This window comes from Enterobacter sp. AN-K1, from assembly GCF_020971765.1.
Taxonomy (GTDB): domain Bacteria; phylum Pseudomonadota; class Gammaproteobacteria; order Enterobacterales; family Enterobacteriaceae; genus Enterobacter; species Enterobacter hormaechei_C.
The window spans coordinates 4,574,344-4,587,560 of record NZ_CP087390.1; the positions used below are offsets into that span (position 1 = coordinate 4,574,344).

At 57.4% G+C, this 13,217-nt stretch carries 14 protein-coding genes and 1 pseudogene; 2 read left to right on the plus strand and 13 right to left on the minus strand.

Annotation, left to right across the window (positions count from 1 at the left end):
- Positions 1 to 128: 128 nt before the first annotated feature.
- Positions 129 to 428, plus strand: a complete 300-nt coding sequence (locus tag LOC22_RS21675; RefSeq protein ID WP_047051070.1) for an ArsR/SmtB family transcription factor — start codon at positions 129 to 131, stop codon at positions 426 to 428.
- Here the strand turns inward: LOC22_RS21675 and LOC22_RS21680 are convergent.
- From LOC22_RS21680 to LOC22_RS21740, 13 genes and pseudogenes are all read right to left on the minus strand, one after another.
- Complete coding sequence (locus LOC22_RS21680; protein ID WP_230239199.1) at positions 421 to 1,062, minus strand: DNA-binding protein; 642 nt, start codon at positions 1,060 to 1,062, stop codon at positions 421 to 423. The genes LOC22_RS21675 and LOC22_RS21680 overlap by 8 nt on opposite strands.
- A gap of 91 nt (positions 1,063 to 1,153) precedes the next feature.
- On the minus strand, positions 1,154 to 2,155 hold the full coding sequence (locus LOC22_RS21685; protein WP_032653673.1) for a Kdo(2)-lipid IV(A) acyltransferase: 1,002 nt from the start codon (positions 2,153 to 2,155) through the stop codon (positions 1,154 to 1,156).
- 186 nt (positions 2,156 to 2,341) lie between these two features.
- A complete protein-coding gene (gene pptA / locus LOC22_RS21690; protein WP_003857012.1) occupies positions 2,342 to 2,572 on the minus strand; it encodes a tautomerase PptA in 231 nt (76 codons plus the stop codon).
- 37 nt (positions 2,573 to 2,609) lie between these two features.
- On the minus strand, positions 2,610 to 3,227 hold the full coding sequence (locus LOC22_RS21695) for a glutathione S-transferase family protein (RefSeq protein ID WP_006810732.1): 618 nt from the start codon (positions 3,225 to 3,227) through the stop codon (positions 2,610 to 2,612).
- A gap of 41 nt (positions 3,228 to 3,268) precedes the next feature.
- Complete coding sequence (locus tag LOC22_RS21700) at positions 3,269 to 4,156, minus strand: transporter substrate-binding domain-containing protein (RefSeq protein WP_017382289.1); 888 nt, start codon at positions 4,154 to 4,156, stop codon at positions 3,269 to 3,271.
- 9 nt (positions 4,157 to 4,165) lie between these two features.
- The gene (locus tag LOC22_RS21705) at positions 4,166 to 4,939 is read right to left on the minus strand and encodes an amino acid ABC transporter ATP-binding protein (RefSeq protein WP_017693375.1); all 774 of its coding nucleotides are present in this window, start codon (positions 4,937 to 4,939) and stop codon (positions 4,166 to 4,168) included.
- Complete coding sequence (locus tag LOC22_RS21710) at positions 4,923 to 5,849, minus strand: amino acid ABC transporter permease (protein ID WP_032648401.1); 927 nt, start codon at positions 5,847 to 5,849, stop codon at positions 4,923 to 4,925. The genes LOC22_RS21705 and LOC22_RS21710 overlap by 17 nt, the downstream gene beginning before the upstream one ends.
- A 9-nt stretch (positions 5,850 to 5,858) precedes the next feature.
- Positions 5,859 to 6,368: a GNAT family N-acetyltransferase gene (locus tag LOC22_RS21715; RefSeq protein WP_015570459.1), complete on the minus strand. Its 510-nt coding sequence runs from the start codon at positions 6,366 to 6,368 to the stop codon at positions 5,859 to 5,861.
- A gap of 9 nt (positions 6,369 to 6,377) precedes the next feature.
- Positions 6,378 to 8,641: pseudogene (locus LOC22_RS21720) on the minus strand (NtaA/DmoA family FMN-dependent monooxygenase).
- 16 nt (positions 8,642 to 8,657) lie between these two features.
- Positions 8,658 to 9,779 (minus strand): amidohydrolase, encoded by a 1,122-nt coding sequence (locus LOC22_RS21725; protein ID WP_017382285.1) that lies wholly within the window; start codon positions 9,777 to 9,779, stop codon positions 8,658 to 8,660.
- Positions 9,776 to 10,777, minus strand: a complete 1,002-nt coding sequence (locus tag LOC22_RS21730; protein ID WP_032653686.1) for an LLM class flavin-dependent oxidoreductase — start codon at positions 10,775 to 10,777, stop codon at positions 9,776 to 9,778. Before LOC22_RS21730 ends, LOC22_RS21725 begins: the two co-directional genes overlap by 4 nt.
- Before the next feature lie 109 nt (positions 10,778 to 10,886).
- Positions 10,887 to 11,426 carry a shikimate kinase gene (locus LOC22_RS21735; protein ID WP_017693371.1) on the minus strand — a complete coding sequence of 180 codons (540 nt, stop codon included), beginning with the start codon at positions 11,424 to 11,426 and terminating at the stop codon, positions 10,887 to 10,889.
- A gap of 71 nt (positions 11,427 to 11,497) precedes the next feature.
- The gene (locus LOC22_RS21740; RefSeq protein WP_015570456.1) at positions 11,498 to 11,896 is read right to left on the minus strand and encodes a cupin domain-containing protein; all 399 of its coding nucleotides are present in this window, start codon (positions 11,894 to 11,896) and stop codon (positions 11,498 to 11,500) included.
- Between the two features lie 112 nt (positions 11,897 to 12,008).
- Between LOC22_RS21740 and LOC22_RS21745 the strand changes: the two genes are divergently transcribed.
- The gene (locus LOC22_RS21745; protein WP_045334941.1) at positions 12,009 to 12,899 is read left to right on the plus strand and encodes a LysR family transcriptional regulator; all 891 of its coding nucleotides are present in this window, start codon (positions 12,009 to 12,011) and stop codon (positions 12,897 to 12,899) included.
- Positions 12,900 to 13,217 lie beyond the last annotated feature (318 nt).

Below are 13,217 nucleotides of genomic sequence, written 5' to 3' on the forward strand. Positions count from 1 at the left end.
GCGACCGGGATGGTCGCGAGTTCGTTCGTTTGTTATAATAGTCCTATTGTACGAGTATTATCGAACTATTTTTTAACGGTTGACCTATTGTTGATATAGCTCAATCTCACGCGAGACGCAGGAAAACGATGATCCCAAACCACCCGGAACCTGAACAAATAGTGTTGGAAAATGTGTTGTTCGCCCTCGGCAATCCGCTGCGATTAGCGATTATTCGCAGGCTGGCCGACGGCAGCGAACTGAGCTGTAACGCGCTGCGCCCGGAAGAGGTGGTGAAATCCACTATGACTCACCACTGGCGCGTGCTGCGCAACAGCGGCGTGATCTGGCAGCGCCCGCAGGGGCGCGAGAATATGATCTCACTGAGAAGAGAAGATCTGGACGCCCGCTTTCCTGGGCTGCTGGCGATCCTGCTCCAGGCTAAGTAGCGGCAGCGACCTCTAGACGATAAACCGGAATGCGCCGTGTTGTTCCGGTAAGGGTGTCGAACACCTCCGTATCGGACGTCACTATCCTCATCCCGGTCTTCCTTAACCGCTGCACGTCGGCGGCTATGCGCTGGAGGCCAAACCAGAAAAGCCCGTCAAGCGCGGTGACCGTAAGCCCCTGCTCCAGCGCCAGCTGGAGGCGCTCGCGGGGGGCTTTCACCTGCTGAGCGATTTGCCGGTAAGGCACTTCCGATCCGCCGGACGCATCGATTCGCTGAATACGGGTCTTCAGGTGGTAGGTAAATTCATCGGGAATGCCGTTCAAATCCTGTTTAAGGCTGTAGACGCAGCCAAACCGCTTCCCGTTGAACAGGACATTTTTTTGACTGAGCTGAAACTCATTTCTGATGCTATCAATCAGCTGCGGTGCACGGGTAAGAAGTAACCGGAAGGGAAGCTCAAAGCTGGTCACATAATCCACGTTCAGCAGCGCGAGACGCAGCCGCTCTTCTGCCCCGGATTTCTGGTCATGACACTCGCGCATCACCTCCGCCCACTGGCGCGTCAGACGTTCCGGCTCGCCGGCTTCGGTGAGGAGGTATTTTTCCAGATGATAATCGACTCTTCCGGTCATGTTGGGCATCCCGTCAATATGGATGCGGTAATTCTATCCAGCGCGGCAGGATTTATAAAGGGCGGAGCGCACCGGCATCCGCCCTGCCGGGCTACTGCTGGATACTCGACCGGTCCGAAATATCGCTGGCAGAAAAGGTTCTTGCAGTAGACGCGACCTGTTTTTTGCGTTTATACCGGTCCGGCTGGCCTTCAGGGCGGGTTTTGAACCGGCGATGCAGCCACATATATTGCTCAGGCGCCATCATCACGGCGCGCTCAATCGCTCTGTTCATTTGCGTGGCCACCGACGCTTTGTCGCCTCCCTGCAAGGTATCGCTAATATCTTCCAGAATAATCAGCTCATACCCTGTGCCGTCTGCTTTTCTGCGCGGTACAAACGGGATCACGGCCGGTCTGGCACTTTTCACCAGCATGTAGCTCCCGGCAGTTGTCGCGGCGTCCGGGACGGCAAAAAACGGCACAAACACGCTATTCGTTTTGCCATAATCGTGGTCCGGGGCATACCACAGGATCTCGTTTTGCTTCAGCGCGCGGATCATGCCCTTCAGGTCATAGCGGTCAAGCATGGTTTTATTGGAACGCAGACGACCGCGCGTTTGCAGCCAGTCGAGCAACGCATTATTGTTGGGACGATACACACCAATACCCGCGTTGAGCATGCCAAAGATGCGTGCGCCTAATTCCAGCGTGAGAAAATGCATGCCAATGAGCACCACTCCCCTTCCTTGCGCCCGCGCCTGTTCCATATGTTCGTAGCCGGTTACGCTGAAGTGTTTCCGTACGCGCCAGTCTGGCCAGAACCACGCTATCCCCGTTTCGATGACGCCCATTCCAACCGATTCAAAATTACGCTCAAGTAAACGCTCGCACTCGTCCTCTTTCATATCAGGAAAGCAAAGCTCAAGATTTCGTCTGGCGATCTCCACGCGGCGTGGAAGCAGGCGCATAGCCAGACGCCCAAGCCCGTGACCTATTTTCAACAGCAGCGGGTACGGAAGCTGAACCGTGCACCAGAGCGCGGCAATGCCTGCCCAGCTGAGCCAGTAACGAGGATGAATAAAGGCGAGTGAAAACTGAGGTAATTTTGTCATGGAAAAATTATCCTTTTACTAATTTGTACTTAATCTGGTGCAGTTGCAGTGCTTACCTGCTGATTCAACGAATATTGTTCGGAAGGATGAATTGTAGCGGAATCGTTATGGTTTTTATTATCGATTTTTGCGAAAGGGAATAAAAGCGAGGAGCGCCGGGTGATATTGCACCACCCGGCAGGCAAGTTACATCGAATAACCGGGCTTCTTAATCAGTTCATCCAGTTTCGGGCCGATCTCGGTATCCCAGACCTGCGCCTTCCAGTCAGCTTCCTGAACCTCCTGAAGCGCCACGGAGATTGAGCGATCTTTGCTGTTCAGATGACGGGCGATCGCTTCGGCGATATCCGCCGCCAGGGCCGTTTTTTGTTCGTCAGTCAGATCGCGTGGAAAACATTTGATATCAACGTGTGGCATGGGCAGGGCTCCTTTTATAGGTGAGCGTTCCACGTTATCAGATTATATCGTTAGCTTTTAGCACCTTGTGCAGTTCCGGCAGCGCGCAGACGGCATCCGCGACGGCGGTAATATTAGGCGTGTTAGTGGCAAACCACTCATGACGTGGCCCCCAGGTACGCGCAACGGCAATATAGACGTCAAGCAGCGTCAGCTGTTTGCCAAACGCAAACGGCGAGGCGCTGAGCTGGCTGTCGAACCACAGATAGAGCGATTTTCGGTACTCAATGCAATTTTTCTTCAGCTGTTCCGGGGCATCAGGCACCCAGCGTTCCGGGTAATCTGCATACGTAAAGGTGGGATAGACGTTCGCCACAAACCAGATGAGCAGGCGCTGAAACTGCTGGCGCTCGGCCTGCCCTACGGGCGGCGCGAGGTCGGGACGTCTGTCGAGCACCATCAGGGCGATCGCTGCGGTTTCCGTCACGATCGCCCCATTTTCCAGCTCCAGCGTCGGCACCTGGCACAGCGGGTTCAGTTTTAACAGCAATTCGCGCTGCGGGCCGGGCTGGTCAAACCCGTCCACGTTGACGAACTGATACGGGATGTCTGCCAGAGTCAGCATCACTTCACTGATTGCCGATCCCCAGCCGGGTACGCCATAGAGTTTGATCATGTTGCCCCCTCAGGGATGAAAACCCTAAGTGTAGAGCACCATTAGTAGGTTATCCCGGGCGGGTTAACGTCAGAAGAAGTCACCGCTTCGCCCGCCTCCCCCCAGCGCGCCAGCACCTTTTGATACTCCCCGCGCTTAATCGCACCGTCCAGCGCAGCCTGCAACGCATACACCAGCCCATTACCTTTTTTGGTTGTGGTGGCGACATAGGCTTTCTTCGGCCCTAATCCCACGACGCGGGTTTTGCCGGTTAACGCGGCTTTGTAGGCCGAAACGGACTGCGGTCCAAAGAAAACATCCGCCCTGCCGGACTGAATATAAAGATTGCCTGAGGCGTCGTCGGTCAGATAAACCGGCAACGCAGGCTCGCGCCCGGCCTTTTTATTCTCTTCGTTCCAGCCCAGCAGAATACGTTCCTGATTGGTGCCTGACCCGACAATCACCTTTTTACCGGCCAGATCTTTCGCACGGGTGATCGACTGTACGTTGCTGGTGGATTTCACCGAGAAGGCGAGGGAATCGACGCGATAGGTCGCAAAATCGAACTTCGCCTTACGTTGCTCGGTGACGGCGATATTCACCAACGCCACGTCATAACGCCCGGAAGTGATCCCCAGCGGCCAGTCTTCCCACGCCGTTGGCACCAGCTTCAGCTTCAGCCCCAGACTGCCCGCCAGCAACCGGGCGATATCCGGGTCGCTGCCAATACGGGTGCGGTTATCACTGGCCAGCAGCGCCAGCGGCGGAGAATTCAGGGCTGAAATCGCCACCGTGAGGGTACCCGGCTCAACAAATTTATAGTTCGCCGGGATTTTCGCCACTGCCTGTTGATCAACCGTCACCGGCAGCGGCTGTTCGTTGGCCTTTAAATCAATGCTGGCGTAGCTCGCCGTCGTGAAGACCAGCCCCGCCAGGAGTCCATATTTCATCTGCGCTCATTACAGCACTTTTGAGAGGAACTGGCGCGTTCGCGGATGCGACGGTCGGTTTAACACGTCGTCGCTGCTGCCCTGCTCCACAATTTTACCGTCGACCATAAATACCACCTGGTCCGCCACTTCCCGGGCAAAGCCGATCTCATGGGTGACCACCACCAGCGTAGTGCCGGAACGGGCGAGCTTTTTAATCACGTCCAGCACTTCGCCAACCAGTTCCGGATCCAGCGCCGAGGTGGGTTCATCAAACAGCATCACGCGCGGGCGCAGCGCCAGCGCGCGGGCAATGGCGATACGCTGCTGTTGGCCGCCGGAGAGGTGACGCGACCAGGCATCGGCTTTATCGCGCAGACCTACCACATCCAGAAGGCTGTAGGCGTTTTCAACAGCCTCTTTTTTACTGAACTTTTTATGCGCGATGGGTGCTTCAATCAGGTTTTCCAGCACCGTGAGATGCGGAAAAAGATTGAAGTTCTGAAACACGTACCCAACGTTGACGCGCTGTTTGAGGATCTCTTTCTCTTTTAGCTCGTAGAGTTTGTCACCCTGACGGCGATAGCCGATGTAATCCCCGTCAATCTGAATAAAGCCTTCGTCTACGCGCTCCAGATGGTTAATGGTGCGCAGCAGCGTCGATTTTCCCGATCCAGAGGGGCCAAGGATCACCGTCACGGAGCCCGGCGGGATCTCAAGCGTGACGTTATCGAGCGCTTTATGTCGGCCAAAAAACTTACTGACGCCGGTAATGGAAATGTGTCCTTCAGGAGAGGCTTGCATGAACAGGCTCCTGTGCTGGCGAAGTGGTGACGGAACGCGCGCGACTGGTCGCCCGGTTCTGGTTTACGGCGGAGCGGCGCTCGCTGCGGGCGAGTCCACGCTCAATAACATGCTGGATGGCAGACAGTACGGTGGTGATCACCAGATACCAGACGGCCCCCACCATCAACAGCGGGATCACCTCCTGGGTGCGGTTGTAGATCATCTGGATCGTGTAGAACAGTTCCGGCATCGCCAGCACGTAAACCATCGCCGTCCCTTTGGCGAGACTGATGATTTCGTTAAACCCGGACGGCAGGATGGTGCGCAGCGCCTGCGGGAGAATTATGCGCACCGTGCGACGCCACGCCGGCAGACCCAGCGCAGCGGCCGCCTCATACTGACCGTGGTCGACCCCAAGGAAGCCCCCGCGAATGATCTCCGCAGTATAGGCGCTCTGCACCAGCGTCAGCCCCACGATGGCGGTAGAAAATTGCCCGAGAACGTTGATGGTTTCAAAGCTGCCCCAGGTAATGCCGGTAAAAGGCACGCCGAGAGAGAGCGTGTCGTAGAGATAGGAGAAGTTATAGAGGATAATCAGCACCACGATCAGCGGCAGGGAACGGAACAGCCAGATGTAACCCCACGCCAGGCTGCTCAACAGCCATGATGACGAGAGCCGCGCCAGCGCCAGCATGCCGCCAATAACCACGCTCAGTACGGTGCTTATTAACGTCAGCAGCAGCGTCTGGCCGACGCCTTCGAGGATCACCGGGTCGAAGAACCAGCGGGCAAATACCGCCCATTCCCAGCGCGGATTAAAGGCCACGGACTGGATCACGACCGCCAGTACAAACAGCGCCACCACGGCGCCAGCAGCGCGCAGCGGATAACGTGCCGGGACCACTTTTATGGTTTCAACGTTGCTCATCGTCGCTCCTTATGCGGTTTTGCTGAGCGCTTCGCGGATCAGCGTCTTGGTGAAACGCAGCCGACCGTCGAACGGCGGCTGGCTATACTCTTCCGGATCGCGGTTAAGATCGAACTGCGGCTGATACCCCTGACTGAGATAGAGCCGCACCGCCTCCGGCTGGCGAAACCCCGTGGTCAGGTAGATGCGGCTGTAGCCCGCCAGCACCGCCCGGCGCTCCAGCTCCTGTACCACGCGCGCGGCCAGCCCCTGCTGGCGCAGCGTTTTATTCGTCCAGATGCGTTTGATCTCTGCGGTGTGTTCGTCGAAGGGCTTGTACGCACCGGTGGCGATGATCTCGCCATCGCGCTCCAGGACGATAAACAGCCCCTGCGGCGCCAGGTACCACTCTGTCAGCTCGACTTCCGCATCCTTTGAAAAGTAGTCGCCGTAACGAGCGGCGTACTCACCGAAAAGCCCCTCGATAATGGGCTGAAGATCGGCATCTTCCGGCGAAACGTCACGAAATTGTTCGCGCATAGCGCCTCCTTAATCGCCCAGACCCGCCGGGTTAACTTCGGAACTGGGGATACGCTCCACGCCTTCCCCCCAGCGGTTCAGCACTTTGTCGTAATCTCCGTTCTTGATCGCGCCGTTCAGCGCGGTTTGAACCGGCTCGACCAGGCCGCTGCCTTTTTTCAGCGTCACCGCGATATGCGCCGCCTTCGGCCAGCCGCCGTCGACGCTGCCGACCAGTTTGGTTTTACCGTTAAGCGCCGCTTTCCAGGCACCGATCACGTTCGGGCCAAAGTAGGCGTCCGCGCGTCCGGACTGAAGCGCCAGCGTTTGGGCCGCGTCGTCTTTGGTGTAGATCGGCGTAAAGGGTTTAAGCCCTTTTTTGAGGTTCTCTTCGTTCCATGCCAGCAGGATGGCCTCCTGGTTGGTGCCGGAACCCACGATGATGCGCAGCCCGGCGATATCCTCTGCCTTCACAAGCGAGTTGATCGGACTGGTGGATTTCACGTAGAAGCCAAGTGAATCCTTGCGGTAGGTGGCGAAGTCGAACTTCTCTTTGCGCGCTTTAGTGACGGTGATGTTGCTGATAGCCGCGTCGTATTTCCCGGAGGCAACCCCCAGCGGCCAATCCTCCCAGGAGGTGGGCACCACGTTCAGCTCCAGTCCGAGGCTGTCCGCTACCAGACGCGCGATGTCGACCTCACTTCCCAGCAGAGTTTTGTTGTCGTCGGAAAAGACCGTCAGTGGCGGTTGATTCAGTCCCGCCACCGCCACGGTAAATTTCCCCGGCACGGCAAAACGATAGTCTTTCGGCAGTTGCGCGATCGCATCGCTGTTTTTGGCGGTATTGATCGGCGTTTTATTGGCCTCAATGCTCACGCCGGTGCCGTTAATATTGACGTTCTCTGCCCAGACGGCAGGGGTAAAGGCCAGCGCAAGCGCCAGAATAAGCGATGATTTCTGCATAGCGTTTTTCTCTTTTATTGTTGTGTGAACTGATTTTTGGGCTCGTCTAAGCCCAGACTTTCGCGCAGCGTGGTGCCGGGATAGTCGGTGCGGAACAGGCCGCGCGCCTGTAAAACGGGCACCACCTGGTCAACAAAGCGCGGGAAGGTGTCCGGCGTGCCGCCCTGAATGATGAAGCCATCCGCCGCCTTCTCTTCGAACCAGGCCTGTAAACCATCGGCCACCTGCTCCGGTGTGCCGGAAAAACGCGGGCGCGGCGATGCGGCTTCCAGCGCGACCTGACGCAGAGTTAAGTTGCGCTCAAGGGCGTTACGCTTGATTTCATCGGTGGTGCTGCGGAAGCTGTTTTTGCCCAAATCGCCAATATCCGGGAACGGCGCGTCGAGGGGATACTGGCTGAAGTCGTGATGCTCGAAATAACGTCCGAGGTAATTCAGCGCATCATTAATGGAGACCAGTGCCGCCGTAGTTTGATACTGGTTTTCTACGTCATCGGCGTCGTTTCCAACAATCACGCTGACGCCCTGGAATATATGTAAATCCTCTGCGCGGCGGCCGTGACTTTCCAGCTGCTGTTTAACATCGCGGTAAAAAGCCTGGGCTTCTTCCCGCGTGTCATGGTGGGTAAAGATGGCGTCAGCGTGTTTTGCCGCCAGCTTTTTACCGTCGTCGGACGCACCAGCCTGAAAGACAATCGGACGTCCCTGCGGCGTGCGGCCAATATTCAGCGGGCCGGAAACCTGGAAGAAATCACCGTGGTGATCAAGAGTATGCAGTTTCGACGCATCAAAGAACTGTCCGCTCTCTTTATTGCGGATAAAGGCATCCCCTTCCCAGGAATCCCACAGCCCCTTCACCACGTCGAGATACTCATCGGCAATGCGGTAGCGCAGCGCATGCTCCGGGTGTTTTTCGCGGGAGAAGTTCCTGGCTGACCCTTCCAGCGGTGACGTCACCACGTTCCAGCCCGCGCGTCCGTTGCTCAGGTGATCGAGGCTGGCGAACTGGCGTGCAACGGTGAAAGGCTCGCTGTACGAGGTGGATAACGTGCCGACCAGCCCCAGGCGCGAGGTGATACTCGCCAGCGCGGACAACACCGTCAGCGGCTCAAAGCGGTTTAAAAAATGCGGAATGGATTTCTCGTTAATATAAAGGCCGTCGGCCACAAATATAAAGTCGAGCTTGCCCTCTTCTGCTTTTAAAGCCGTTTCTTTAACGAAATCAAAATTAATGCTGGCATCCGCGACCGCCGCCGGGTGGCGCCAGGCAGACATATTTCCGGATGCACCATGCAAAATGGTCCCCAGCCGCAATTGACGATGTGCAGACATATTCACCTCAAATTAATTAAACGTGTTGCAGGGCTTTTTCCGCGAGCTGAGCAAAATAGCGGGCAGCGGGTTCGATTAATGCTTCGTCCGGGTTAAATGCCGGGTGATGTAACCCAAACGGACTGTTGCTGCCAATGCTGACAAACGCGCCGGGTATGTTTTGCAGATAGACCGCGAAATCCTCCCCGCCCATGTGCAGTTCCGCATGCCGGGTTTCATATCCCGCTTCGCGCGCGACCGAGGTGGCAAACCCGGCCCAGTGCTCATCGTTCACCAGCGCGGTGGGCCCGGCGTACCAGGTGATGTTGATTTGCGCGCTAAAGGCGCTGGCAAATCCGGCGGCGATTTCACCGACGCGCGCTTTCACGTTCTGCTGCACTTCCGTGCGGTGCGTGCGCAGCGTGCCCTCCAGCTCAACGCTTTCCGGCAGCACGTTCCAGGTATTCCCCCCGGCGATGCGCGTCACGCTCAGAACAACCGAATCCAGCGTGTTGACGTTACGGCTGGCTACGCTTTGCAGCGCGGTTACCAGCTGGCTTGCGAGTACGATGGCGTCGTTGCCTTCATGGGGACGTGCGGCATGCGCGCCTTTGCCGGTCACGTGAATAACGAAGCGATCAACGTTGGCATAGAACGGGCCGCCGCGCGTGGCAAACTCGCCGACCGGCAGTGACGGCTCGTTATGCATCCCGAAAATCGCGCGTACGTCGCGTAACGCCCCGGCCCGCACCATGCTTTTTGCTCCGCCGAAATTCTCTTCCGCTGGCTGGAACAGGATCCGCACGCGACCGTTGAGCGAGGCTTCCCGCTCTTTCAGCTTTAGCGCGGCGCCGAGGATCACGCTGGTGTGAATGTCGTGTCCGCAGGCATGCATCACCCCGGCGCGCCGGGAGCTAAACGGCACCCCGCTGCGCTCGTCGATGGGTAACGCGTCGATATCGGCGCGCAGCGCAACCAGTGCGTTGCCCGTGCCGATCTCCGCAACCAGCCCGGTCTGGAGATCGTAAGGCAGCGGGGCAATCCCGGCTGCCGTCAGCCACTCGCGCAGGCGCGCCGTTGTTTCGACCTCCTGACCAGAGAGTTCAGGGTTCTGGTGCAGCTCACGGCGCCAGGCAATCAGTTGTTCGCTAAAGCTCATACGGTAACCTCCCTGTTAAGACGCGCCTCGGCCAGCAGTCGCAGGGACTGTACGCGCGTTGCGCCATCAGCGACCGGCGTGTCGATGATAAATTCGTCAATCCCCCACTGCTGATGCAGCGCGTTGAGCTGTTCAAGCACCGACGCCGCCGTTCCGGCCAGCAGAGACTGCGCCCGACGCGCGATGCGCACCGGTTCACTCCCCGCCTGCCGCGCAAAGGCGTAGGCCTGTTCTTCGCTGGCGACGGTGACGCGCTGTCCGTTTGCCAGCTCCACGCCCCACACTTCAACCTTCTGCGCCAGCGCATCGGCCTCAGCCTGGGTTGGGGCAACAATGGCCTGCACGGCCACAATCACCTCCCGGACGCTGTGTTGACGCCAGGCTGTGACGACCTCGCGTAGCAGCTCAGGATCACCGTTCAGATGGGCGGCAAAGACAAAATGCCAGTCAAGGGAGGCCGCCAGCAGCGCGCTTTCTGTGCTGGCGCCCAGCAGAAACCCCCGGGCAGGCACCGGCGGCAGCGGCGTGGCGCGAACGTCCTCCTCCGCTGACTGATTTTCAGGGCGGATCCAGCGATCGAGCTGCGTCAGTTGTTCAGCAAAGCTGCCTTTTTCCTGCGGATTAAGGCCATGCTGCAAGGCGCGGGTAGAGAGCGGCAGACCGCCGGGCGCTTTGCCAACGCCCAGATCAACCCGGCCCGGCGCAATGGCGGCCAGTACGTTAAAATTTTCGGCGACTTTATAGGGGCTGTAATGTTGCAGCATGACGCCGCCTGAGCCCACGCGAATACGTTTTGTTTGCCCGAGGATCCAGGCAATCAGCAGCTCCGGCGAGGGGCTGGCAAGCTGCGGGGTATTGTGGTGTTCGGCAATCCAGAAGCGGTGATAGCCCAGCGTTTCTGCCTGTTGCGCCAGTGCTAAGGTTCGCGCCAGCGCATCGGCGGCTGTTTCGTGTTCTGCGACGGGGCTTTTATCCAGAATGCTGATTCGCCATGACATGTTGCGTTCTCGTTTGACTTAACATGTCGTCATTATTAAAGGTGGATTTCACCTCTGAGAAACAATTAATTTACATTTGGATTGCCGGAAAACGGCAATAGAGAGTCTGTCATCGGCGTGATTTGAGCGATGTAATGAGTCTTTCCGCATCCTGCCGTCGGGTAATGCGGAGAAAGCGAATGTGTGCGTACTGCGGGTTTTGCATATCCGCCTCATATCGTTTGCGGTTGCTGCGCCAGGTTTTGATCGTCCAGATGATAATAGAGTCCTTGCTAAGGAACGACCGACGAAAGCTTTCGCGGTTCCCCGTGCCGGGCCAGAGCTCCTGTTTGTGCCAGGCGCGTCTGGAGGCCCGCGTCACCGCCTGCCAGAGCGTGCGGATAAACCCACGATCTATCCACACCACCAGATCGACGTCGCGCCACTTAACGTCGCGTGTGCGGTTGTAATTCCCGTCCAGGACCCAGTCAGGCGAGGCGGCGAGCGCTTTTTCCAGGGTTGCAAGAAACTCATCATCCGGTGTTCCCTGCCAGTTCGCTCGCCAGTAAAGCCTGTCCATCTCAATGTAAGGGATAGCCAGCGCCTCCGCGATTCGCCTGCCAAACGTGCTTTTCCCACTTCCGCTGGTGCCTATGATATTGATTTTCACCGTTCCGCCTGCACATGCTGAAGAAAACGGATCGAATCATAACGTTAATAATTTGTTTACGAAACGCCAGACTACTCGTTCGGATACTGCTCGTCGGTGACCTTCTCCAGCCATGCCACCGGGCTCCCGTCGACAGCTTCTGCGATGGCGATATGGGTCATGGCCGTCTGCGCGCTTGCGCCGTGCCAGTGCTTCACGCCGGGTGGGATCCAGGCGATATCACCCTGATTCAGCGGTTCCGCCTCTTTCCCCCACTCCTGTAACCAGCCGCGCCCCTGCGTCACGATCAGCGTTTGTCCAAGAGGATGCGTATGCCAGGCGGTACGTGCGCCGGGTTCAAAGGTGACGGTCGCGCCGCCGACTTTTGCCGGTTCAGTCGCCTGGAAAGGCGCGTCAATGCGCACGCAGCCGGTAAACCAGGCCTCTGGCCCCTGAACGGAAGGTAACGAACCGCTACGGATAATTTTCATGATTAACTCCTCGTTTGCTGTTGCGTTAACAGTAGCGTAAAGCCATGGGGAGCATTAGAGTGCATAATCAGAAAGGAACCATGAATTCATTTCATAAATCGAGTAAACCGCCATGTTAAAAGACAACTTCAACGATCTGCTTTCCTTTATGGTCGTCGCCCGGGAGCGCAGCTTTACCCGCGCCGCGGCGCAGCTTGGGGTATCTCAGTCGGCGCTCAGCCACGCAATGCGCAATCTGGAAACGAGGCTGGAAGTCCGTCTGTTAACCCGCACCACCCGTAGCGTGGCCCCTACCGAGGCCGGCGAGCAACTCCTCATGCGCTTAAGCCCCCATCTGCTGGAGATCGAGCAGGAACTCACCGCGCTGCGTGATACCCGCGACAGACCTGCCGGGAATATTCGCCTTACCGCCGGGGAGCACGCCATGTCTGCGGTGCTGTGGCCTGTGCTTAAACCCTTTATGGCGCAGTATCCTGATATCAACGTTGAAGTCACGGTGGACAATGGGCTGACTGATATTGTCGATGGCCGCTTTGACGCGGGGGTGCGTCTGGGTGAGCAGGTGGCGAAAGATATGATTGCCGTTCGTATTGCGCCGGACATGCGCATGGCGGTCGTCGGGTCGGCAGAGTATTTGCAACGTTTCGGCGTACCGGAAACGCCGGAGCAGCTTGATCAGCACCGCTGCATTAATATGCGCCTGCCCACACGCGGCGGATTATATGCCTGGGAATTTGAACGGGACGGACGTGAGCTGCGCGTGCGGGTTGACGGCCAGCTGATCCTCAACAGCCTGCCGCAACGCATCGATGCCGCCGAAAACGGTCTGGGGCTGGCGTACGTCCCGGAAGATGCGGTTCAGGACGCCCTTGCTGAGAGCCGGTTAGTGCGTGTGCTTGAAGCCTGGTGCCCGGCTTTTACGGGATACCATCTGTACTATCCGAGCCGCCGCCAGCACACTACCGCGTTTGCATTACTTATTGCAGCCCTGCGGCATTCATAAGCTCTACCTATAAGTAACTATTAAGTAAACCTGATGATTAAATCAGCATTCGCAGACCTTTTTGCCTAAAAAAACGTCACGATTCAGCGCGTTGTGATCGCCGTCTGCTCTGACCACACGATTTCCTTCGACGAGCATCACTTTCGACACGGTTATATTTTGCGTCACTTAACAATTGCGGGTAGGATGCCTCGCCATGTTTTGCCTTATCCATACACAGAATGACTGGAAAGGCGGCATGTGTCTGCGCAGAAGCAATCGTTTGTTTCGGCTTCTGCCAGGCAGGACTATCACGTTAATGGTTCAGACAGGCAAACA